Origin of the sequence: Streptomyces aureocirculatus (assembly GCF_000720475.1) — a bacterium.
GTDB lineage: Bacteria > Actinomycetota > Actinomycetes > Streptomycetales > Streptomycetaceae > Streptomyces > Streptomyces aureocirculatus.
The window spans coordinates 99,193-119,952 of the sequence record NZ_JOAP01000006.1; the positions used below are offsets into that span (position 1 = coordinate 99,193).

The 20,760-nt window shown below is 70.4% G+C and carries 20 protein-coding genes; 10 read left to right on the plus strand and 10 right to left on the minus strand.

What is annotated here, in order from left to right; genetic code table 11:
- Window positions 1–210 precede the first annotated feature (210 nt).
- The 3 genes from IG78_RS0107880 to IG78_RS0107890 are packed head-to-tail and all read left to right on the plus strand — an operon-like array spanning window position 211 to window position 3,695.
- Window positions 211–1,200, plus strand: coding sequence for a carbohydrate ABC transporter permease (locus IG78_RS0107880; RefSeq protein ID WP_030560664.1), 990 nt, complete (start codon window positions 211–213; stop codon window positions 1,198–1,200).
- Window positions 1,197–2,027, plus strand: a complete 831-nt coding sequence (locus IG78_RS0107885) for a carbohydrate ABC transporter permease (protein WP_030560665.1) — start codon at window positions 1,197–1,199, stop codon at window positions 2,025–2,027. Before IG78_RS0107880 ends, IG78_RS0107885 begins: the two co-directional genes overlap by 4 nt.
- A 6-nt stretch (window positions 2,028–2,033) precedes the next feature.
- Window positions 2,034–3,695 (plus strand): glycoside hydrolase family 3 protein, encoded by a 1,662-nt coding sequence (locus IG78_RS0107890; RefSeq protein ID WP_225882452.1) that lies wholly within the window; start codon window positions 2,034–2,036, stop codon window positions 3,693–3,695.
- Between the two features lie 107 nt (window positions 3,696–3,802).
- On the opposite strand, the gene nagB is transcribed toward IG78_RS0107890, so the two are convergent.
- Entirely contained in the window at window positions 3,803–4,588 is a 786-nt protein-coding gene (gene nagB, locus IG78_RS0107895) for a glucosamine-6-phosphate deaminase (RefSeq protein ID WP_030560667.1), read from the minus strand.
- Between the two features lie 552 nt (window positions 4,589–5,140).
- Between nagB and IG78_RS0107900 the strand changes: the two genes are divergently transcribed.
- Window positions 5,141–6,211: an SIS domain-containing protein gene (locus IG78_RS0107900; RefSeq protein ID WP_030560668.1), complete on the plus strand. Its 1,071-nt coding sequence runs from the start codon at window positions 5,141–5,143 to the stop codon at window positions 6,209–6,211.
- Between the two features lie 70 nt (window positions 6,212–6,281).
- Here the strand turns inward: IG78_RS0107900 and IG78_RS0107905 are convergent, their stop codons facing one another.
- The gene (locus tag IG78_RS0107905; RefSeq protein ID WP_051852436.1) at window positions 6,282–7,085 is read right to left on the minus strand and encodes an SDR family oxidoreductase; all 804 of its coding nucleotides are present in this window, start codon (window positions 7,083–7,085) and stop codon (window positions 6,282–6,284) included.
- 174 nt (window positions 7,086–7,259) lie between these two features.
- On the opposite strand from IG78_RS0107905, the gene IG78_RS0107910 reads away from it, so the two are divergent.
- Together IG78_RS0107910 and IG78_RS0107915 are read left to right on the plus strand one after the other, a co-directional pair.
- A complete protein-coding gene (locus IG78_RS0107910; RefSeq protein WP_030560670.1) occupies window positions 7,260–7,856 on the plus strand; it encodes a TetR/AcrR family transcriptional regulator in 597 nt (198 codons plus the stop codon).
- 638 nt (window positions 7,857–8,494) lie between these two features.
- Window positions 8,495–9,961 carry a PAS domain-containing sensor histidine kinase gene (locus IG78_RS0107915; RefSeq protein WP_030560671.1) on the plus strand — a complete coding sequence of 489 codons (1,467 nt, stop codon included), beginning with the start codon at window positions 8,495–8,497 and terminating at the stop codon, window positions 9,959–9,961.
- Window positions 9,962–10,289: 328 nt separating this feature from the next.
- On the opposite strand, the gene IG78_RS0107920 is transcribed toward IG78_RS0107915, so the two are convergent.
- Both IG78_RS0107920 and IG78_RS0107925 read right to left on the minus strand, forming a co-directional pair.
- Window positions 10,290–10,547: a WhiB family transcriptional regulator gene (locus IG78_RS0107920; RefSeq protein ID WP_016639615.1), complete on the minus strand. Its 258-nt coding sequence runs from the start codon at window positions 10,545–10,547 to the stop codon at window positions 10,290–10,292.
- A gap of 319 nt (window positions 10,548–10,866) precedes the next feature.
- A complete protein-coding gene (locus IG78_RS0107925; RefSeq protein ID WP_030560672.1) occupies window positions 10,867–11,835 on the minus strand; it encodes a diacylglycerol/lipid kinase family protein in 969 nt (322 codons plus the stop codon).
- Window positions 11,836–11,937: 102 nt separating this feature from the next.
- On the opposite strand from IG78_RS0107925, the gene IG78_RS0107930 reads away from it, so the two are divergent.
- On the plus strand, window positions 11,938–12,390 hold the full coding sequence (locus IG78_RS0107930) for a hypothetical protein (RefSeq protein ID WP_030560673.1): 453 nt from the start codon (window positions 11,938–11,940) through the stop codon (window positions 12,388–12,390).
- Window positions 12,391–12,532: 142 nt separating this feature from the next.
- On the opposite strand, the gene IG78_RS0107935 is transcribed toward IG78_RS0107930, so the two are convergent.
- The 3 genes from IG78_RS0107935 to IG78_RS0107945 form a co-directional block, all read right to left on the minus strand.
- The gene (locus tag IG78_RS0107935; protein ID WP_037687887.1) at window positions 12,533–13,531 is read right to left on the minus strand and encodes an RNA polymerase sigma factor SigF; all 999 of its coding nucleotides are present in this window, start codon (window positions 13,529–13,531) and stop codon (window positions 12,533–12,535) included.
- Window positions 13,528–13,941, minus strand: coding sequence for an ATP-binding protein (locus IG78_RS0107940; RefSeq protein ID WP_030560675.1), 414 nt, complete (start codon window positions 13,939–13,941; stop codon window positions 13,528–13,530). The genes IG78_RS0107935 and IG78_RS0107940 overlap by 4 nt, the downstream gene beginning before the upstream one ends.
- A gap of 245 nt (window positions 13,942–14,186) precedes the next feature.
- Window positions 14,187–14,447 (minus strand): UBP-type zinc finger domain-containing protein, encoded by a 261-nt coding sequence (locus tag IG78_RS0107945; RefSeq protein WP_030560676.1) that lies wholly within the window; start codon window positions 14,445–14,447, stop codon window positions 14,187–14,189.
- 46 nt (window positions 14,448–14,493) lie between these two features.
- Here IG78_RS0107945 and IG78_RS0107950 point away from each other — a divergent pair, with 46 nt between their 5' ends.
- Window positions 14,494–16,092 carry a Na+/H+ antiporter gene (locus tag IG78_RS0107950; RefSeq protein ID WP_030560677.1) on the plus strand — a complete coding sequence of 533 codons (1,599 nt, stop codon included), beginning with the start codon at window positions 14,494–14,496 and terminating at the stop codon, window positions 16,090–16,092.
- Between the two features lie 7 nt (window positions 16,093–16,099).
- On the opposite strand, the gene IG78_RS0107955 is transcribed toward IG78_RS0107950, so the two are convergent.
- The 3 genes from IG78_RS0107955 to IG78_RS0107965 all read right to left on the minus strand — a co-directional run bounded on the left by IG78_RS0107955 (window position 16,100) and on the right by IG78_RS0107965 (window position 18,024).
- Window positions 16,100–17,014 carry a 1-aminocyclopropane-1-carboxylate deaminase/D-cysteine desulfhydrase gene (locus tag IG78_RS0107955; RefSeq protein ID WP_030560678.1) on the minus strand — a complete coding sequence of 305 codons (915 nt, stop codon included), beginning with the start codon at window positions 17,012–17,014 and terminating at the stop codon, window positions 16,100–16,102.
- Window positions 17,015–17,056: 42 nt separating this feature from the next.
- Window positions 17,057–17,647 (minus strand): N-acetylmuramoyl-L-alanine amidase, encoded by a 591-nt coding sequence (locus IG78_RS0107960; protein WP_030560679.1) that lies wholly within the window; start codon window positions 17,645–17,647, stop codon window positions 17,057–17,059.
- A gap of 143 nt (window positions 17,648–17,790) precedes the next feature.
- The gene (locus IG78_RS0107965) at window positions 17,791–18,024 is read right to left on the minus strand and encodes a hypothetical protein (protein ID WP_030560680.1); all 234 of its coding nucleotides are present in this window, start codon (window positions 18,022–18,024) and stop codon (window positions 17,791–17,793) included.
- 370 nt (window positions 18,025–18,394) lie between these two features.
- Here IG78_RS0107965 and IG78_RS0107970 point away from each other — a divergent pair, with 370 nt between their 5' ends.
- Window positions 18,395–19,801, plus strand: coding sequence for a family 2B encapsulin nanocompartment shell protein (locus tag IG78_RS0107970; protein ID WP_030560681.1), 1,407 nt, complete (start codon window positions 18,395–18,397; stop codon window positions 19,799–19,801).
- A gap of 352 nt (window positions 19,802–20,153) precedes the next feature.
- A complete protein-coding gene (locus IG78_RS0107975; protein WP_030560682.1) occupies window positions 20,154–20,753 on the plus strand; it encodes a GNAT family N-acetyltransferase in 600 nt (199 codons plus the stop codon).
- The last annotated feature ends 7 nt before the right edge of the window (window positions 20,754–20,760 follow it).

The following is a 20,760-nucleotide window of genomic DNA, read 5'->3' on the forward strand; positions in this document are numbered from 1 at the left end:
CGAGTTCCTGGCGCTGTCCTGGCGCCGCCCTGCGTCACCGGCGCCGTCATTGGCGCCACCCCGCGTCACCGGCGCCGTCATCGGCGCCACCCCGCGTTACCGGGGATGCGACCGGCGCCTTCCGTGCCGGTCGCGGCGTCCCCCGGGCTGCCACAGGTGCCCCCGCGCCGCCCCCGGCGCTTCGCGTTGCCCACGAAAGAGATGGCGAGCATGACCGTGCAGAAGACCGAACGGCCGCCCTCCGGCCCGACGGAGGTGCAGACACCGGACGGCGGGCCACGACCAAGGGGCCCGCGCAGGTCCCCAGGGCGTCTCGCCGGCCTCACGCCCTATCTGCTTCTCGCCCCCGCGATCATCGTCACCGTGCTGCTGCTCGGCTGGCCGTTGGTCAACAACGGGGTCCTGTCGTTCCAGAACCTCAACATGAGGCAGTTCATTCTGCACCTCACGGAGTGGAACGGATTCGACAACTACAAAGAGGTCCTCACCGGCGAGGAGTTCTGGCGGGTCACCGGCCGCTCGGTCGCTTTCACCGCCCTCAACGTCGTGCTGATCATGATCATCGGCACCCTGGTCGGACTCCTCCTCGCGCGCCTCGGCCGGAGGATGCGCACCTTCCTCCTGGTGGGCCTCGTACTCGCCTGGGCGATGCCCGTCGTCGCGGCGAGCACGGTCTACCAGTGGCTGTTCGCACAGCGCTTCGGCGTCGTCAACTGGATGCTCACCAAGATCGGCTTCGAGTCCATGGCCGACCACGACTGGCTGGCCACGCAGTACTCGACCTTCTTCGTCGTCCTGCTGCTCATCGTCTGGATGTCCATCCCCTTCGTGGCGATCAACCTGTACGCCGCCACGACCACCATCCCCAATGAGCTGTACGAGGCCGCGTCGCTGGACGGCGCCGGGGCCTGGAAGCAGTTCACCCAGGTGACGCTGCCGTATCTGCGGCCCTTCCTCTACGCCACGACCTTCCTGGAGATCATCTGGGTCTTCAAGGCGTTCGTGCAGGTCTTCACGATCAATGAGGGCGGCCCGGACCGGCTCACCGAGATCCTTCCCGTCTACGCCTACATCGAGGGCATGGGCAACCAGCACTTCGGCATGGGTGCCGCCATCGCGCTGCTCACCATCGTCATCCTGCTGGCCATCACCTCGTTCTACCTGAGGATCGTGCTCAAGCAAGAGGAGGACGAGCTGTGAAGCGCTCGCTGATGGGCCGTCTCTGGCCCAACCTGGTCGCCGTCGTACTCTTCGTCTTCTGCGTCTTCCCCGTGTACTGGATGTTCGCGACGGCCTTCAAGCCGACCGGCGACATCATCGCCGAGGACCCGGTCTGGTTCCCGGCCGACGCCACTCTTGAGCACTTCAAGAAGGCGATGGACGCCGACAACTTCTGGACCATGGTCGGCAACTCCCTCACCGTGACGATTCTCGCGGTCGTCTTCTCCCTCATCATCGGCGTGACCGCGGCGTTCGCCCTCGCCCGGATGCGCTTCAAGGGCCGGCGCGGCTTCATCATCGGCTTCATGCTGGCGCAGATGGCGCCGTGGGAAGTCATGGTCATCGCGATCTACATCATCGTGCGCGACGCGGACATGCTGAACAGCCTGATCCCGCTGACCCTGTTCTACATGGTGATGATCCTGCCCTTCACGCTCCTCACGCTGCGCGGCTTCGTCGCCGCCGTGCCGAGGGAGTTGGAGGAGTCCGCCATGGTCGACGGCTGCACCCGGATGCAGGCCTTCCGCCGGGTGATCCTGCCGCTGCTCGCGCCGGGCCTGATGTCGACGTCGCTGTTCGGCTTCATCACCGCCTGGAACGAGTTCCCGCTGGTCCTCGTGCTCAACAAGGAAGCGGGGTCCAAGACCCTGCCGGTGTGGCTGTCCAGCTTCCAGACCAACTTCGGCGACGACTGGGGCGCCACCATGGCCGCGGCCTCGCTGTTCGCCATCCCGATCCTGATCCTCTTCGTCTTCCTCCAGCGCAGGGCCGTGGCCGGCCTGACCGACGGCGCCGTGAAGGGTTAACGCACCATGACTTCCACTTCCGCAGGCACGTCCGGCTCCCGTTCCTCGGGGGCGTCCGGCTCCGGCCCCGGCGCCGGTTCCGACTCGGCGGGGGCGTCGGGTTCCCGTTCCTCGGGGGCGTCCGGCTCCCGTTCCGCGGGCTCGTCGGGCTTCGGCTCCCGTTCCGCGGGGGCGTCCGGCTCCCGTTCGGCGGGGGCGCAGGACTCGCTGACGCGCGACGCCCTGGCCGTGCTCCAGCCCGGCTTCGGTGGCACCACCGCGCCCGACTGGGTGCTGCGCCGCATCGGCGAGGGCCTCGCCTCCGTGGGTCTTTTCGGCCGCAACATCCAGACCCCCGAGCAGGTCGCCGCGCTCACCGCCCAGTTGCGGGCCGAGCGCGAGGACATCGTGGTCGCCATCGACGAGGAGAGCGGTGACGTCACCCGCCTGGAGGTGCGCACCGGCTCCTCCTTCCCCGGCAACCACGCCCTCGGCGCCGTGGACGACCCGGACCTGACCCGTGGCGTCGCCGCCGAACTCGGCCGCCGCCTCGCGGACTGCGGCGTCACCTTCAACTGGGCGCCGTCCGCCGACGTCAACTCCGACCCGGGCAACCCGGTCATCGGCGTACGCTCCTTCGGCGCCGACCCCGCCCTGGTCGCCCGGCACACCGCCGCCTACATCGAGGGCATGCAGTCCGCGGGCGTCGCCGCCTGCGCCAAGCACTTCCCCGGTCATGGCGACACCGCGGTCGACTCGCATCACGCGGTGCCGCGCATCGACGCCGACACGGACGTCCTGAACGCCCGCGAACTCGCCCCGTTCCGCGCCGCGATCACCGCCGGCACCCGCGCGGTGATGAGCGCCCACATCAGCGTCCCGGCCCTCGACCCGGACCTGCCGGGCACCCTGTCCCGCCGCGTCCTCACCGACCTGCTCCGCGGCGAACTCGGCTTCGACGGCCTGATCGTCACGGACGGCATCGAGATGCGGGCCATCTCCGGGGCGTACGGAATCGAGCGCGGCACCGTCCTCGCCGTCGCCGCGGGCTGCGACGCGATCTGCGTGGGCGGCGGTCTGCACGACGAACTCACGGTCCTGCGGCTGCGCGACGCCCTCGTGGCCGCGGTCCGCGCGGGCGAACTCCCCGAGGAGCGCCTCGCCGACGCTGCCGCCCGGGTGCGCGCGCTCGCCGACTGGACCTCCGCCTCCCGGGCGTCAGGCCCGGCCGGTGCCGCCGACCCCGAGATCGGCTTGCGCGCGGCCCGCCGTGCCCTCACCGTCACCCACACCGAGATCTACGCGGGTCCCCTCACCGGCACCCCGTACGTCGCCGCCTTCACTCCCGTCGCCAACATCGCCGTCGGCGACGAGACCCCCTGGGGCGTGGCCGCCGAACTCACCCGCCGTCTGCCTGGCACCGAGACCGGCTCCTTCACCGGTGACCGCGCGGGCGCCGACGCGCTTGCCGCGGCGGGGGAGCGGCGCATCGTCGCCGTCGTCCGCGACGCCCACCGCCACCCGTGGATGGCAGCCGCCGTCGACCACCTCCTCACCGCCCGCCCCGACACCGTCGTCATCGAGATGGGCGTACCCCAGGCCAAGCCGACCGGCGCCCTCCACATCGCCACCCACGGCGCGGCCCGCGTCTGCGGCCAAGCGGCAGCGGAGGTCCTGACCGGCTCCTGATCGGCCCTGACTGGTCCTGACCGGTCCTGACGCACCGACGCAGAACGGCGCCGGGCTCCCCACCCGCGGGGGAGCCCGGCGCCGTTCGCCGCGTACCGGCCGGAAGTCTAGAGCCCCTGCCAACCAGGCTTGTTGGCGTAGGTGTGCCGGAAGTATTCCGCCAGCTTCAACTTGGACGCGGCCGCCTCGTCCACGACCACCGTCGCATGCGGGTGCAATTGCAGCGCGGACGCGGGCACCACGGAGGCCACCGGCCCCTCCACGGTCGCCGCCACCGCGTCCGCCTTGCCCTCACCCGTGGCGAGCAGCACCAGGTGCCGCGCCTCCAGGATCGTGCCGATGCCCTGCGTGATGACGTGGTGCGGCACCTGCTCGATGTCACCCTCGAAGAACCGCGCGTTGTCCACCCGCGTCTGCTCGGTCAGCGTCTTGATCCGCGTACGCGAGGCCAGCGACGAACAGGGCTCGTTGAACCCGATGTGCCCGTCGGTACCGATCCCCAGAAGTTGCAGGTCGACCCCGCCCGCCTCCGCGAGCGCCCGGTCGTACGCCTCGCACGCGCCCTGCACGTCCTCCGCGCTCCCGTCCGGACCCATGAACGCCGACTCGCTCAGCCCGAGCGGCTCCACGACCTCCCGCAGCACCACCGAGCGGTACGACTCCGGGTGCCCGACCGGCAGCCCCACGTACTCGTCGAGCTGACAGATCCGCGCCCGCGAGGCGTCAACCTCACCCTCGCGGACCTTAGCCGCCAGCGCCTCGTAGATGGGCAGCGGGGTCGAGCCGGTGGCGACACCGAGCAGGGCCTCGGGCTTGCGGCGAACCAGGGCGGCCATGGCCTCCGCGATGAGCTCGCCGCCTGCCTTGGCGTCCGGGACGATGACAACTTCCACGCTGTGCCTGCCGATCTGGAGTAGGGGAGGAGGGGAGGTACGCCCGCAGTGTGGTATAGACCAATCTAGCAGAGCCCCCTCGCCCCGACACACGCTTCCCCACCCCCACCCCCGCCCCGCCCCGCACCTTTCCCGCCCCCCATATCGGGTCCCGTCCGTCTCCCCGTATCGGGTCCCGTCCGTTTCCCCGTATCGGGTCCCTCCCGTCTCCCCGTATCAGGCCTCAGGCCCCACCCGCGCCCCGAACTAGGCCCCACCCTGGGACCGCACCTCACCCCACCGCGCCCTCCCCGGGACTGCACCCGATCGGGTCGGGAGGACGAAGCGCGGCCCCCGGGAGGGCTGGATTGCGGCGGCTCGCGGGAGCGGTGGCCTGCGCGGGCGCGCGGGCCCGCCCGGGAGGCTCCGGGGAGGGCGCCATGGCGCTCAGGCAGTGCTGGGGCTGAGCAGTGCTGGAGTAGTGCTGGGGCGGTGCTGGGGGTGGCGCTCGGGTAAATCCACACTTCCCGGGTGGGCAAGCGCTCCCGCCCAGGAGCAAGCACAGTGGGAGTCATGACTGTGACGTCGTCCTCCACCTACCGTGAGCAGCCCGGTCGCATCATGTCCCGCGAGATGGCCGAGCAGCCCGATGTCCTGCGGCGGCTCCTCGGCACCGGCGCCCCGAAGATCCGCGAGACCGCCGCCCGGGTCGCCGCCCGCAGCCCCCGCTTCGTGCTGCTCACCGCCCGCGGCACCTCGGACAACGCCGCCCTGTACGCCAAGTACCTTCTCGAAGTCCGCCTCGGGCTGCCCTGCGGCCTCACCTCCATGTCCACGACCACGGCCTACGGCGCCAAACCCGACCTCAGGGGCGTACTGGTCATCACCGTGAGCCAGTCCGGCGGCTCACCGGACCTGGTGGCCTCCACTCAGGCCGCCCGTGAGGCCGGCGCCCTCACCCTCGCGGTCACCAACAACCCCGACTCCCCACTGGCCGCCGTCTCCGAGCACCACATCGATATCCTCGCGGGCCCGGAGAAGGCCCTGCCCGCCACGAAGACCTACACGGCGTCCCTGCTCGCCCTCTATCTCTTCGTCGAGGGCCTGTGCGACGGCGACGGCGCCGCGGCACGCCCCCTGCCCGGACTCGCCGCCGACCTGCTGGCCCGCCAGCAGGAGGTCCGGACCCTCGCCGCCCGTTACCGCTTCGCCGAACGCATGGTGATCACCTCCCGCGGCTACGGCTATCCCACCGCCAAGGAAGCCGCCCTCAAACTGATGGAGACCAGCTACATCCCCGCCCTCGCCTACTCCGGCGCCGACCTTCTGCACGGCCCCCTCGCCATGGTCGACAACATCTCGCCTGTCATCGCCGTAGTCCCGGACGGCAGAGGAGGGGAGGCGCTGCAACCCGTCCTGGACCGGCTGCGCGGACGCGGCGCCGACCTCGTGGTCATCGGCCCCAAGCGCCAGGTCGAGCAGGCGTCCGCCGGGTTCGTCCTGCCCACGGAGGGCGTACCCGAGGAGGTCCAGCCGATCCTGGAGATCATCCCCCTGCAACTGCTCGCCCACGAGGTCACGATCGCCCGCGGCCAGGACCCGGACGCGCCGCGGGCGCTGGCGAAGGTGACGGAGACTCGGTGAGCGGTCCGAGGGCGGGGGCCCGGCCGGGCCCGGCCGGGGTGTTCGCTCAGGCCAGTGATCAGGCCCATGATCAGGCCAGTGATCCTCCCGTCGCGTCGATCCACTGACCCGTCACCCACCGTCCGTCCGGCGAGGCGAGGAAAGCGACCACATCGGCTATGTCCTGCGTCGTTCCGACTCTGCCCAGGGCCGACATCGCCGCCGCGCCCGCCCACGCGTCCTTGTTCTCCTCACCGCGCAGCCAGGCGGCGTTGACGTCCGTGTCCACGATGCCGGGCGCCACCGCGTTGACCGTGATGCCGCGGGGGCCGAGCACCTTGGACAGGTTCCGCGTGAAGACGTCGAGAGCACCCTTCGTCATGGCATACGTCATGATGTCCGGCAGCACGGCCGCGTGGGAGACGCCCGACGAGATGTTGATGATGCGTCCGCCGTCCCGCAGTCGCTCCGTGCCGAGACGGGTGATGAAGTACGGAGCTCTGGCGTTCACCGCGAACAATCGGTCGTACTCCGCCTCGTCCGTGTCCGCGAACGGCCGTGACGTACCGACCCCTGCGTTGTTCACCAGGATGTCCAGGCCGTCCGCATGGGCGTCGAAGGCCGCCCACAGCGCTGCCGCGTCGCCGGGCACGCCCAGCTCCGCGCCGATCGCGAACGCGGAGCCGCCGGACCGCTCGATCGCCGCCACCGTCTCCTTCGCCGCGGCCTCGTTGCTTCCGTAGTGCACGCCGACCCGCGCGCCGTCCTGCGCCAGTCGCTCGGCGATGCCCCGCCCGATGCCCCGGCTGCCGCCCGTGACCAGAGCGGTCCTGCCGACCAGCCGTCCACCGGCCGTCCCGGCCACCGCCGCCGCACCCGTCTCCGCCGCGCCCATGTCCGCCGCACGCATGCTCGTCGTACCCGTCCCCGCTGCACGAGTCTCCGGCGTACCTGTCCCCGCTGCGCTCATGACCAGCCCCCCGTCTTCCGTCTTTCTCTAGCGTCCGCTACACAAAAACCGTACCCGACTCGCTCCCGCTTTTCTAGCGGGCGCTATAGAATTTTTTCCATGGCGACGAAACAGCGAGGCAGACCGCGCTCCTTCGACCGGGACACGGCCCTGGAGAAGGCCCTGCGCCAGTTCTGGGAGCACGGGTACGAGGCGACGACCGTCTCCGACCTCACCCGCGAGATGGGCATCGGAGCCCCGAGTCTGTATGCCGCCTTCGGCGACAAGCGGACCTTGTTCGAGGAGGTCCTGGTGCGTTACGCGGGCTCGTACGGTGCCTTCGGCGGTCGCGCGCTGGCGGAGGAGCCGACGGCCCGTGCCGCGATGGAGCGTGTCCTGCGCGAGGCCGCCGCGGTCTTCACCGAGCCCGGCCACCCGCATGGCTGCATGGTCATTCACGCGGCGACCAACTGCACGACCCCGGAGATCGAGCAGACCTTGCGCGCGCAGCGCAACGCGAACATCGCGACCTTCGCGGCCCGCATCCAGCAGGGCGTCGACGCCGGGGAACTGCCCGGGGACGCGGACGCCGCGCGCCTGGCCCGCTATGTGGGCGCGGTCTTCCAAGGGCTCTCGCAGCAGTCCCGCGACGGCGCCAGCAGACAGGACCTGGACGCCGTCGTCGACCTGGCGATGCGGGGCTGGCCGACGGTCTGACCGGGTCACCCTCGGGTCAGTACAGGATCGGCACGGGGTTGGCCCAGAAGTCGGCCCCGGGGCAGCTTCGGGGCGGCTTCCGGTCGCCGCCGACCGCCGCCGACCGGCTCCGGAAAACGGACTTCGCGGCGGCGCAGCCCGAAGCGGGGACCGGAAACCCGACTGGAGGAAGATCCGACAACAAACCGCTCCCCGCACATAGACATGGGAGAATGGTCTAGTCCACAATGCGGGAGTAAAGCCCCGCTCTTCCCGCACAGAAGAGCGGATCGAGGAGCCGGCGCTCTCTGCCCTGACCGCGCCGGGTTCTCCCGAATCGGCGGCTGGTACCGCACATTCCGGTCGTCGATGCACCTGAAGGGCTGCGGTGTTGGGGTCGGGTTGAGGGTCCCGCCCCGGCGCCGCGGCCTGTCGGGACTCCCGGGGCCACAGTGGTCCGTCCGGGACTGCCAGGTCCGTCCGGCGCCGCGAGGTCCGTCCGGGGCCGCCAGTAGATGAAGGCACAGCCAGGACGGGCGGGCACAGTCGAGCAGAGCTGGGCACAGGCGGATACAGCGGAGCCGCCAAGCGCAGGCAGGTACAGTCGGGGCCGCCGGGTACGGCCGGAAACGCCGGGTACGCTCGCAGACGTGCCCTCCATGAACGACCTCGTACGCCAGCACACGGCCCTCGGCGACTCCGACCTCGAGTGGCTGCATCTGCTGGTCTCGGAGTGGCAACTGCTCTCCGATCTCTCCTTCGCCGACCTCGTGCTGTGGGTGCCCACGCGCGACGGCACGCGCTATGTCTCCGTCGCGCAGATGCGGCCCAACACCGGACCGACCTCCTACCAGGACGACATGGTCGGCCACCTGGTCCCGCGCGGCCGCCGGCCGCTGCTCGACGCGGCGCTCGACGAGGGCCGCATCGTGCGCGAGGGCGACCCGGAGTGGCGCGAAGAGGTCCCGGTGCGCGTCGAGTCCATCCCCGTGCGCAGGGAGGGGCGCGTCCTCGGAGTCATCGCCCGCAACACCAACCTCCTCACGGTGCGCACCCCTTCGCGGCTCGAACTCACCTATTTGCAGTCGGCCTCCGACCTGGCGCAGATGATCGCCGCAGGATCGTTTCCGTTCGAGGGGCAGCAGGTCGACATGGACGCGTCCCCGCGCGTGGGCGACGGTCTGCTGCGCCTGGACGCGGACGGCGTCGTCCAGTACGCATCGCCGAACGCCCTGTCCGCGTACCACCGTCTCGGACTCGCCGCCGACCTCGTGGGGCACCACCTCGGCACGGCCACCGCCGAACTCGCTCCCTCCAGGGGCCCGGTGGACGAGGCCCTGACCAAGCTCGCCAGCGGCTGGGCACCCCGCGAGTTCGAGATCGAGGGCGGCGACGGCGTGATCCAGTTGCGTGCCATCCCGCTCAAGCCCAAGGGGCCGCGGATCGGTTCGCTGGTGCTGCTGCGGGACGTTACGGAACTACGCCGCCGAGAGCGTGAGTTGATCACCAAGGACGCCACCATCCGGGAGATCCACCACCGGGTGAAGAACAACCTCCAGACGGTCGCGGCACTGCTGAGGCTTCAGGCGCGCCGCATCGACTCCGTCTCCGGGCGCGAGGCCCTGGAGGAGGCGGTGCGCCGGGTGGGCTCGATCGCGATCGTCCACGAGACACTGTCCCAGAACCTGGACGAGCGGGTGGAGTTCGACGAGATCGCCGACCGCGTCCTCGCCATGGTCGCGGAGATCTCGCCCGGTACGGTGACGGGCCGGCGCACCGGACGCTTCGGCATTCTCGACGCCGAAGTCGCGACGCCGCTGTCGATGGTGCTTACGGAGATCCTGCAGAACGCCCTGGAGCACGGCTTCGCGCAGGGGGACACGGGCAGCGTCGAGGTCTCCGCGGTCCGCGGCGGCACCGCGAAGGAGGCCCGGCTCCTGATCACCGTCCATGACGACGGGGTCGGCCTGCCCGCCGGCTTCGACCCGCATCGCTCGGGCAACCTGGGCCTGCAAATCGTGCGCACCCTCGTCGAGGGCGAGCTGGGCGGCACGTTCGACATGGTCAGGGCGCCGGAACGGGGCACTCGGGTGGTTCTCGACATTCCGGTGCGCGGCGACAAGTAGCCGACACCGACCCCTCGGGGCCTTTTGAGGAGCAGATGGTGGCGGTCGCAAACGGCCGCCACGGTGACGGTATGTGAACGTCCCGGCCACGCGCGCAGTAGAACCCACGGCAATACGCACTGCGAAAGGCACACAGGGAGCGCAGCAGTCAGCACAGCAAGAAGCCCCGGACCGGGTAGGTCAGGGGCTTCTTGCTCACGTTGCGATGCGCATCGGGGGGTACTGCGCGGCTGCGGCTCGGGGGCGGGGGTTGCGTACGCGCTGTCTACGGATGAACACCGTCAGGCACACGCGCCGCCAAGCTCGGGCTCGTAAGGGGGCGTGGGCGTCAGGCGCTGGCCTGGCGCGCCCGGTTGCGGGCGGCGCGGCGCTTCATTGCGCGGCGCTCGTCCTCGCTGAGGCCACCCCAGACGCCGGAGTCCTGGCCGGACTCGAGCGCCCACTGCAGGCACTGCTCCATGACGGGGCAGCGACGGCATACGGCCTTGGCTTCCTCGATCTGCAGCAGCGCAGGACCGGTGTTGCCGATGGGGAAGAACAGCTCGGGGTCTTCCTCGCGGCAAACGGCGTTGTGACGCCAGTCCATGGCTGCTACCTCTCCTTGGTCATACATGAAGATTGCTTGTGAATGTGAACGCTTTCACGAATCCCCCCGCGCGGGAAGGGCCGACTCCCAGTTGCCTGGTGTGGACCTTGTGGTGAGAGGAGGGGTTCTGGCGATTTGTAGAGGCCGGTGTTGCGGGCCGTCCCGATCGCCATGTAGAGATTCGCAAACCTCGGCGACGGATACAACCCCTTCCGGAAAGTTTTTTTTGATTCCTCGGTGTCGACTGAGTCACAGCCGTACTTCCATGGGGTGGATCCTGGCCTAAACGTTCGAGTGAAAGGACTTTAGGCCCTTCCACTCACACAATCACACGCAGTGCACGGCGTACGCCTGTGAACGTCACGCTCGTCCGCAGCCCCAGGTGGTCGCCGTCCATCTGAAGGGGCAGGGGCACCTTCGAATGCAAGGTGAAGTCCGTCAGGTCGTGCAGCGCCACCGCGTTCTTTCCGTGCGGTCCGCGCTCGGGCGTCGAGCGCAGCAACTGCGTGCCGTACCGGGCCACCGAAGCGGTCGAGAGCCGCTTGAGACCGAGCACGTCCAGGCCCGTGTCGAAGGACGCCTTCGGAGACGCGTACAACGGACGATTGCCCAGGTAGGACCAGGGGGAGGTGTTGCAGACTATGGACATCACGAGGTCGGTGACCGGCTGTTCGCCTGCCCGCTCCAGCGTGATCGAACCGTGCCGGCGGTCGCTCTCGCCGAGGAATTGGCGTACTACCTGGCGCACGTAGAGGGCGTGCGTCGAGCGCTTGCCGCGCTCCCGGTGCTGCTCGACCCGGCCCACCACGCCGGCGTCGAATCCCAGCCCCGCCGCGAACGTGAACCAGCGCGGCGGCACCGCTTCGTCCTCCGTGCCCGGGGTGCCCGAGACCCGGCCGAGGCTCACTGTCCGTCCGCTTCCCTCACGCAGCGCGTCCAGAATGGCGCCGGTCGCCTCGACGGCGTCGTTCGGCAGCCCCAGGGCGCGGGCGAACACATTGGTCGAACCCCCGGGGACCACGGCGAGGCGGGGCAGGTTCTCCGGAGAGGGGCCGTTGTGCAGCAGACCGTTGACGACTTCGTTGACGGTGCCGTCGCCGCCGAGGGCCACGACCAGCTCGATGTCCTCGCTCTCCGCGGCCTGCCTGCCGAGGTCGCGGGCGTGACCGCGGTACTCCGTAGTGACCGCTTCCAGCTTCATCTCGCTCGCGAGGGCGTGGATCAGTACGTCACGGGTGCGCGCACTGGTAGTAGTAGCCGCCGGGTTGACCACGAGAAGTGCACGCATGCGCAGCAGACTACCTAGCGGTCTGTACCTGGCCCAGACCGAGGTCTTGCGCGGACCCCACCGAGGTGCCGGGCTCCGGATGCCCGGGGCTACCCTCGATGCGTGAGCACTGAGCCGAAGACCACCCCCGAAGCCCCCGCGTCGGGCCCCCGCCCCGGGCGCCTCACGGCCGCCGCGGCGCTCACCGCGCTGGAGGGCCTGGCCCTCGTCGTCGGCGGTGCCTACATGCTCGTGATGGGCCTCGCGGGCGAACCCGACAACCCGCGGCAGGCGACGACGGGCGGCATCACGCTGCTCGTCCTCGCGCTCCTTCCGCTGCTCGCCGCGCGCGGGCTGCTCCGGCTGCGCCGCTGGGCGCGGGGGCCGGCCATCATCACGCAGATCATGGCGCTGCCCGTGGCCTGGCAGTTGCTCCAGGCGGACAGCGCGATGATCCCCGGCGGCATCGCGCTCGCCGGGGTCGCGGTCGCCACGCTCGTCCTGCTCGTCAACCCCGCGACGACCGAGGCGCTCGGCATCACCGGCCCCGGCAGTGCACAAGAGGGCGGCAAGTAGCTCCCATCGAAAAGGCGTGCGGTGGTGTCGCCTCCGCGTGCGGGGGTGACGAACGGCTGAGGGCGGCGAGGAAGACCTCGCCGCCCTCAGCGCCGCTCTGCGGCGGCAACCTGTTCGGGAAGCCGACCCGCTCGGGAGGCGCTCACTCCTCCACAAGGAGCTTCTCGCGCAACTGCGCGAGGGTGCGGGCCAGCAGCCGCGACACGTGCATCTGCGAGATGCCGACCTCCTGCGCGATCTGCGACTGCGTCATGTTCCCGAAGAACCGCAGCAGCAGGATCCGCTTCTCGCGCGGCGGCAGGTCCTCCAGGAGCGGTTTGAGGGACTCGCGGTACTCGACGCCCTCCAGGGCCTCGTCCTCGGCGCCGAGGGTGTCCGCGACGGCCGGTGACTCGTCGTCCGTGTCCGGGACGTCGAGCGACAGCGTGGAGTAGGCGTTGGCCGACTCCAGGCCCTCCAGGACCTCCTCTTCGGAGATCGCCAGTTTCTCCGCCAGCTCGTGCACCGTGGGGGAGCGGCCGTGCAACTGGGAAAGCTCGGCCGTCGCCGTGGTCAGGGCCAGGCGCAGCTCCTGAAGACGCCGCGGCACCCGCACCGCCCAGCCCTTGTCGCGGAAGTGGCGCTTGATCTCACCGACGACCGTCGGGGTGGCGTACGTGGAGAACTCCACGCCACGGTCCGGGTCGAAGCGGTCCACCGACTTGATCAGGCCGATCGTGGCGACCTGGGTCAGATCGTCCAGAGGCTCGCCTCTGTTGCGGAAGCGGCGCGCCAGGTGCTCCACGAGCGGCAGATGCATGCGGACGAGCTGATTGCGCAGCTCCGCGTACTCCGGGCTGCCGTCATTCAGCGAGCGCAGGTTCACGAACATCGCTCGCGCGCCGCTGCGGTCCCGTGGATCGTGCCGGCTGTGCTGCTCGTGCTCGCTCATCGTCCCGCCCGTCGGTGGACCCGGCTGCTCCGGATCCTGTGGGTGCGGCCTCGCCTGCTGCTCGGGGATGCCGCCCGGGGCGGCAGGCCCCGGCTGCATCGGACCGCGCCCGGTGGCCGGACGCGTGCCGCCCCTGCCGCGGGCGGGCAGACCGTGTGTGTCACGTGTGCCGCGCTCGTCGTCCCGCACCGGCCCGTCCCCGTTCCTCACGCCGGCCCGGGTCCCGCGCCGCGCTTTTTGTAGAGGCTGATCGAAACGGTCTTGTCGTCGGCGACCGAGGAGTCGACCATGCCTGCGAGCGCTGACAGGACAGTCCAGGCAAAGGTGTCGCGCTCCGGGGCACGGCCGTCCGTGGTGGGTGCCGAAACGGTCACCTCCAGGGAGTCGTCCACGAGCCGGAAGACGCAGCTGAGCACCGAGCCGGGCACGGCCTGCTGGAGCAGGATCGCGCAGGCCTCGTCGACAGCGATGCGGAGGTCCTCGATCTCGTCCAGGGTGAAGTCCAAGCGCGCCGCGAGGCCGGCCGTGGCCGTACGCAGCACCGACAGGTAGGCACCCGCAGCCGGAAGGCGGACCTCCACGAAGTCCTGATTCCCGGGCTCGCCTGCGATCTGGGACACCCTCACCTCCAAGGTGGTACAAGCATTTTCGGGGCTCCGGCCGCCGTGTCACGGTGGTCCGGACTGGGTCACACGGGTGACGCCCCACGTATTCAAGCGGTGACGCTACCTCGCTGCTCAGTTCCGTGTCCCGGGGACCCCGCCCCGTTGCTGTCACTCATAGTAAGCCTACGGGTACGGACAGTGGCTAGGGGTTTTGCGGGCCCAATTGGAAAGAACGAGCGTCGGGTTGACGTACCCACGCCTCAGACGATCGAACCGTCGACAAAACACCAACGCCAGTCCTCGCCGGGTTCGAAAGTTCGCATCACCGGATGCCCGGTCTCCTCGAAGTGCGCCGTCGCGTGCCGGAAGGGCGAGGAGTCGCAGCAGCCGACGTGCCCGCAACTGAGGCACAACCGCAGTTGTACGGGGTGGCTCCCGGCCGCGAGGCACTCCCGGCACGTTTCGCTCAGGGGTGCTGGTTCGGGGTGGGGCAGCGCGCTGACGTGCGAGCACTCGTTCATGATGGCCAGGTTACGACGGGAGAGCGGACGGCGGAGGACCTTGCCGATGGACGTATTGCCCCTGGTGGCGCTGATCGCCGCGAGCGCCGCCGTGGCCGGTGCCGCGCGGCGCACTCCGGTGCCGGCGCCCCTGCTCCTTGTCGGCGCCGGGCTGATCGCCGCGTACGTGCCGGGGGTGCCGGACTACCACCTCGACCCGCACGTGGTGCTGCCGCTGATCCTGCCGCCGCTGCTGCACACGGCCGCCCTGGAGAGCTCGTATCTGGACCTGCGGGCCAACGTCAGGCCCGTCGCGCTCCTGTCGGTCGGTTACGTTCTGTTCGCGACGCTGGTCGTCGGCTGGCTCGCCTATCTGCTGATCCCCGACCTCCCGCTGACCGCGGCCCTCGTCCTGGGGGCGGTGATCGCGCCGCCGGACGCCGTCGCGGCGACCGCCATCGCGCGCCGCGTGGGACTGCCCTCACGCATCACCACGATCCTCCAGGGCGAGTCCCTGGTGAACGACGCGACGGCGATCACCGCCTACAAGGTGGCGCTCGCGGCGGCCGTCGGCGAGGGCGCGAGCTGGGCCGGCGGCATCGAGGAGTTCCTCGTGGCGGCCGTGGGCGGGGTCGGGGTGGGGCTCCTCCTGATGGTGCCCCTCCACTGGCTGCGCACCCACCTGAAGGAGGCGCTGCTGCAGAACACCCTGTCGCTCCTGATCCCCTTCGTCGCGTACGCGGCCGCCGAACAGGTGCATGCCTCCGGAGTGCTCGCCGTGGTCGTGGTGGCCCTCTACTTGGGGCACCGTTCCTGGCAGGTCGACTTCGAGACGCGGCTCCAGGAGGCCGCGGTGTGGAAGGTCGTGGGGTTCCTCCTGGAGTCGGCGGTGTTCGCGCTCATCGGCCTCCAGTTGCCGGTCGTGCTCGGGGAGCTCGGCGAGTACAGCGTGGGACAGGCGGTCTGGTACGCCGTCGCGGTGTTCGTGTGCGTCGTGCTGGTGCGCTTCGTGTGGTCGTATCCCGCGACGTACCTTCCGCGCGCGATGTCGGCCCGGATCCGGGAGCGCGAGGGCGACCTGGACTGGCGGCGGCCGCTGATCGTCGGCTGGGCCGGGATGCGCGGTGTGGTGTCGCTGGCGATCGCGTTCTCGATCCCGCTGGTGACCGAGCACGACGAGCCCTTCCCCGCGCACAACCTCGTGCTCTTCCTGACCTTCACCACGGTCATCGGGACGCTGGTGGTGCAGGGCCTGTCGCTGCCGTGGCTGATCGGGGTCCTGAAACTGCCGGGCAGGGACGCCCAGGAGCAGACGCTGGCCGAGGCGCAGGCGCAGAACGCCGCCTCCCAGGCCGCGGAGGCCCGGCTGCGGGACCTGATGGAGGACGAGCGCAACAGCCTGCCAGGGCCCCTCCAGGACCGCCTGAACACCGTTCTCGAACGGCGCCGCAACGCGGTGTGGGAGCGCCTCGGCCAGCCCAACCCGGTGACGGGGGAGACGGCGGACGCCACCTACCGCAGACTGGCGCGCGAGGCGATCGCCGCCGAGCGCGAGGTGTTCGTGCGCATGCGGGACGAGCGGCGCATCGACGACGAGATGCTGCGGACGCTGCTGCGCAAGCTGGACCTGGAGGAGGCGGCCGCCCACCGGGAGGTCGAGGACTGAGGCGGGGTCACGCGACCGGCGGGGTGCCGGTGACGACAGCCGTGACCCTGGTCCCCGGGGCGAAGGCGCCCTCTTCGGAGAGTGCGGTCAGCGCGTACAGGAGCTTGGCGACGTAGATCCGCTCTACAGGAAGGCCGTGCCGGTCCTCGAAGTCGTCAGCGAAGGCGTTCAGTTCCGCGGTGGTGCGGGCGTAGCCGCCGCAGTGGAAGCGGTCGTCGAGAGTCCAGTTGGTCCCGGGAACGCCGAACGCGGCGCGCTGCAGCGCAGCCGTCCCGGAGCCCAGGAAGCCGCCCTTGAGCACGGGTATGCCGAGCGCGCGCTGGCCGGGGCCGAGGCCCGCCGCCAGGCCCGCGAGGGTGCCTCCGGTGCCGCAGGCGACGGCCGCGACGTCCGTGTGGCCGCGCAGCTCCGCGCCGAGGGCCGCGCACCCCTGGACGGCGAGGGCGTTGCTGCCGCCTTCGGGGATGACGTACGCGTCCTCGGTGGCCGTCTGCCCCTGGAGCCTGGCCAGGACCTCCGGCTCGGCCTTTTGGCGGTACGTCGATCTGTCGATGAAGTGCAGACGCATGCCGTCCGCCTCGCACCGGGCGAGGGAAGCGTTGCGGGGGCGGTCGGCCAACTCGTCGCCGCGGACCATCCCGACCGTACCGAAGCCCAGGAGACGGCCCGCGGCGGCGGTGGCCCGCAGGTGGTTGGAGTAGGCGCCGCCGAAGGTCAGCAGCGTGTGATGCCCCCTGGCACGGGCCCGCTCGAGGTTGAGGACGAGCTTGCGGTACTTGTTGCCGGGCAGGTCGGGGTGTATCCGGTCGTCGCGCTTGAGCAGCAGCCGCAGGCCGCGGGCCTCGAAACGGGGGTCCGTGACCGGCTGGAGCGGAGTGGGGAGCCGGGGGCTCAGCTCGGACGCGGGCGGGGTGGAGGACACCCCGCCATTGTCCCTCGCGTGCCCTCCATTGGTGTGCCGCCGCTACTTCAGCCGCTCGTGGATACGGTCCCGCATCGCGCCCATGGTGAACCCCTTGGGGTCGATCTTGCCCGGCTGCCACTCCAGGTGGCCGATGACCGAGCGGGCCGTCCAGCCGTGATGACGGCAGATGGCGGCAGAGACTCTTTCGATGGCGTCCAACTGGGCGTCGGGCCAGGGATCCTCGCCGTCGCCCATGTTCTCGCACTCGAAGCCGTAGAAGTGGCGGTTGCCGTCGGTGTTGGCCTCGTTGTCCGGGGGCAGGGCCTTCTCCGCGATGACCGCGCGCAGGACGTCGTCGTCGCCGAGCCCCGCGTGGTTGGCGCGGCCGTAGCCGACAAGGTGCACGCGGCCGTCCTTGGTGATGACGCCGTGGCAGAGCGGGCCGGGAAGCGAGGGGTGGCCGACGCGGCACAGCCGCACCGTCGCCTCGGAGCCGGAGGTGACGGTGTGATGGATCATCACGCCGTGCACCGGGCCCCAGGGGCCCACATGGTTGCGGTTGTGCTCGCGCCAGTCGCCGACCTCGACGACCGTGACGCCTTCGTCCTCCAGTACGTCCAGGAACCTGTTCGCGGACATGGGTGGGGCCATGACCGTCTCCTTCGGGGCGCGACGGTCGCCCGTCGCGGCCGCCTCGTACGCAGCTCTTACCGGAACTGCCGGTGCCCGAACCCTCTGTTCGGGCACCGTGCGAGCCGATCCGGTCAATTGAAGGGCTGGTCAGCGAGGTGGCGTCAGGCGCGCAGGAAACCGTCGCCGTGGGTCGCGACATGTGCCTCCAGGGCGGAGAGTGCCTGCTGGGTGGCGTCGGGGGTGCCGCTGCCGCGCCGCTCCGCGTAATAGGCCGCGCCGAGCTGCTTGAGCAGGTCGTTTCCCGCGCGCTGCGCCTGTACGTCGTCCAGCTTCTGCTTGCCCTGGTTGAGACCTTGCTGCACCTGTTCTCTGGCGCGGTCCAGGAAGCCTGCCATGTTGCTTCTCCTGACGATGTGGTGCGGATGGTGCTTGCGCTGCGCTCGTCCCGTTGAACGAGCGCCCGGATCTTGCAGTTCCCCTCCGCCCCGCCGCCGTACCCGGCCCCGCGGCCGCGTCAGCCGGTCGGCCCGCACACAGGGGTTGGCCGGAAACCCTTCACCCGGCGGCCGGTATCCGGCCGCCGACGTCGCACAGAGCGCTGAGCGCGGGTTTCTCGGACGAATGTACGAAGGATCTGACCAGGCCGGCGGCCACCTGCCCGGTGCTTCGCCCATCCATTCCCGCTCGTTTGTGTGATGGCGCCCGCACTCACCGTGCTGAAAGGGTTGCAGGCGAGGTCGGCGCATGATCGGGAGGGTATTCACCATGTCGGTAGGCGAAGAGATCCGTACGGAGCCGGACAGGCCGCAGCAGAGTCTCGGCACATCCGCAGCGCGGAATCTGGCCACCACCACCAAGTCCGCGCCGCAGATGCAGGAGATCAGCTCCCGCTGGTTGCTGCGGATGCTGCCCTGGGTGCAGGTGCAGGGCGGCACGTATCGGGTGAACCGCAGGACGAGTTATTCCGTGGGCGACGGCCGTGTCACGTTCGTCAAGGCCGGGGACCGCGTCGAGGTGATCCCGGCCGAGCTGGGTGAACTGCCGGTGCTGCGGGACTTCGAGGACCAGGATGTGCTCACGGAGCTGGCGCGCCGCTGCCAGCAACGGGAGTTCGAGCCCGGCGCGGTCCTCACGTCGTTCGGCAACCAGGCGGACGAGGTGTTCCTGCTCGCCCACGGCCGCGCGGAGAAGCTCGGCACAGGACCCTACGGCGAGGACTCGGTCCTCGGCACACTCGCCGACGGCGCGTACTTCGGCGAGCAGGCACTCATCGACCCGGAGGCCATCTGGGAGTACTCGGTGCGCGCGGTGACGGCCTGCACGGTCCTCACCCTCCCGCGCCAGGACCTGGAGCAGGTCGCGGAGCGCTCCGAGTCGCTGCAGGCACACCTCGACAGCCTGCGCACCATCCCCGCCCAGCGCACCAACGCCTACGGAGAGGCGGCCATCGACCTCTCCGCGGGCCACGTCGGGGAAGCGGTCCTGCCGGGTACGTACGTGGACTACGAGTCGCGGCCACGCGAGTACGAACTGAGCGTCGCCCAGACCGTACTGCGCATCCACACGCGCGTGGCCGACCTCTACAACCAGCCGATGAACCAGACCGAGCACCAGCTACGGCTCACCGTCGAGGCGTTGAAGGAGCGCCAGGAGCACGAGCTGATCAACAACCGCGAGTTCGGGCTGCTCAGCAACTGCGACTACGAGCAACGACTGCAGCCGCACGACGGCGTGCCGAGCCCCGACGACCTGGACGAACTGCTCAGCCGTCGGCGCGGATCGAAGCTCTTCCTCGCCCACCCGCGCGCGATCGCCGCGTTCGGACGCGAGTGCAACAAGCGCGGACTCGTGCCCGAGAGCATCGACATGTCCGGCAACCGCATCCCCACCTGGCGTGGCGTGCCCATCTTCCCGTGCAACAAGATCCCCGTGACCGAGGAGCGGACCACCTCGATCATCTGCATGCGTACGGGCGAGGACGAGCAGGGCGTGATCGGACTGCATCAGGCGGGCATCCCGGACGAGATCGAGCCGAGCCTGTCAGTGCGCTTCATGGGCATCAGCGAGCAGGCGATCATCTCCTACCTGGTCTCGACGTACTACTCCGCGGCCGTCCTGGTGCCGGACGCGCTCGGCATCCTGGAGAACGTCGAGATCGGCCGGTGGAGGTGAGGCGAAGCCTCGTCATCGCGGGCGGCCGGCCACCGTCCGCCTCCCCGCCGGAGGAAGTCCATGACGGACACCACTTGAGGAAGTCCCTGCGGGGCGTGTGAGGGGGCGCTCCGCCGGGCGGTTTCGAGGCGCCCGCCAGGAGGGCGGGTGCGCTGCCGCAGCGCAGCGGCGTGTCCGCCACCGGTGCCTCGCGACGGGACGACGGGCCCCGCACCACCGCTGAGAACCGGTCGCGCGGGGTCCGTCAACCGGTGGTGCGGTGCCCGTCGTCGTGCCCGACGCGGTCACTTAGGCTGCAAGCGGCACAGCGGGGGCGGGAGTTGTGAGCCGCCGGGGCGAAGGGGGAGAAGTCGTGGGCGTGGCGATCCGGAGAGCCGGCGAGAGCGACCGGGCGGACGTGATCCGGCTGCTCGACGAGGCGTTCATGCGGGACCCGGTGAGCAGTTGGCTGTTCCCGGACGAGGGGCGGCGGCGCGACCGGCACGGCGCGCTGATGGGCGCCTTCCTCGATCTCGCCTTCGCGGAGGGCCATGTGGACGTCGCCGAGGACGGCTCGGCCGCCGCGCTGTGGTGGTCGGTGTCCGCCGGTTCCGCGCACGAGGACGCCGCGGAGGGGCCCGCGCTGCTACGGCACGCCGTCGACCCGGACAACGAACGGATCGAGGTGATCGGGCGACTGACCTCGGAGATCCACCCGGCCGACCGCCCGCACCAGTATCTGCACATGATCGCCGTGAAGCCGGAACGGCAGCGGCAGGGAATGGGTTCGGCGCTGGTCGCCCCGGTGCTCGAACGGTGCGACCGGGAAGGTCTGCACGCCTACTTGGAAGCGAGCAACGCGCGCAGCAGGGAGCTGTATCTGCGGCTCGGGTTTGCCGATCTCGGCAGCACACTCGACCTGCCGGAGGGGCCGCGGATGTGGCCGATGTGGCGGGAACCGCGGACGGTGTGAGCGCGGG

What these genes read in the sequence shown, in the direction of transcription:
- IG78_RS0107905 (WP_051852436.1), bottom strand. Translation starts at nt 7,085, where the DNA reads ATGGGCGCGGCGGAGACGGGTGCGGCGGCGGTGGCCGGGACGGCCGGT.
- IG78_RS0107900 (WP_030560668.1), top strand. Translation starts at nt 5,141, where the DNA reads ATGACTGTGACGTCGTCCTCCACCTACCGTGAGCAGCCCGGTCGCATC.
- IG78_RS0107915 (WP_030560671.1), top strand. Translation starts at nt 8,495, where the DNA reads ATGAACGACCTCGTACGCCAGCACACGGCCCTCGGCGACTCCGACCTC.
- IG78_RS0107890 (WP_225882452.1), top strand. Translation starts at nt 2,034, where the DNA reads ATGACTTCCACTTCCGCAGGCACGTCCGGCTCCCGTTCCTCGGGGGCG.
- IG78_RS0107965 (WP_030560680.1), bottom strand. Translation starts at nt 18,024, where the DNA reads ATGGCAGGCTTCCTGGACCGCGCCAGAGAACAGGTGCAGCAAGGTCTC.
- IG78_RS0107950 (WP_030560677.1), top strand. Translation starts at nt 14,494, where the DNA reads ATGGACGTATTGCCCCTGGTGGCGCTGATCGCCGCGAGCGCCGCCGTG.
- IG78_RS0107880 (WP_030560664.1), top strand. Translation starts at nt 211, where the DNA reads ATGACCGTGCAGAAGACCGAACGGCCGCCCTCCGGCCCGACGGAGGTG.
- IG78_RS0107910 (WP_030560670.1), top strand. Translation starts at nt 7,260, where the DNA reads ATGGCGACGAAACAGCGAGGCAGACCGCGCTCCTTCGACCGGGACACG.
- IG78_RS0107920 (WP_016639615.1), bottom strand. Translation starts at nt 10,547, where the DNA reads ATGGACTGGCGTCACAACGCCGTTTGCCGCGAGGAAGACCCCGAGCTG.
- IG78_RS0107970 (WP_030560681.1), top strand. Translation starts at nt 18,395, where the DNA reads ATGTCGGTAGGCGAAGAGATCCGTACGGAGCCGGACAGGCCGCAGCAG.
- IG78_RS0107945 (WP_030560676.1), bottom strand. Translation starts at nt 14,447, where the DNA reads ATGAACGAGTGCTCGCACGTCAGCGCGCTGCCCCACCCCGAACCAGCA.
- IG78_RS0107960 (WP_030560679.1), bottom strand. Translation starts at nt 17,647, where the DNA reads ATGGCCCCACCCATGTCCGCGAACAGGTTCCTGGACGTACTGGAGGAC.
- IG78_RS0107925 (WP_030560672.1), bottom strand. Translation starts at nt 11,835, where the DNA reads ATGCGTGCACTTCTCGTGGTCAACCCGGCGGCTACTACTACCAGTGCG.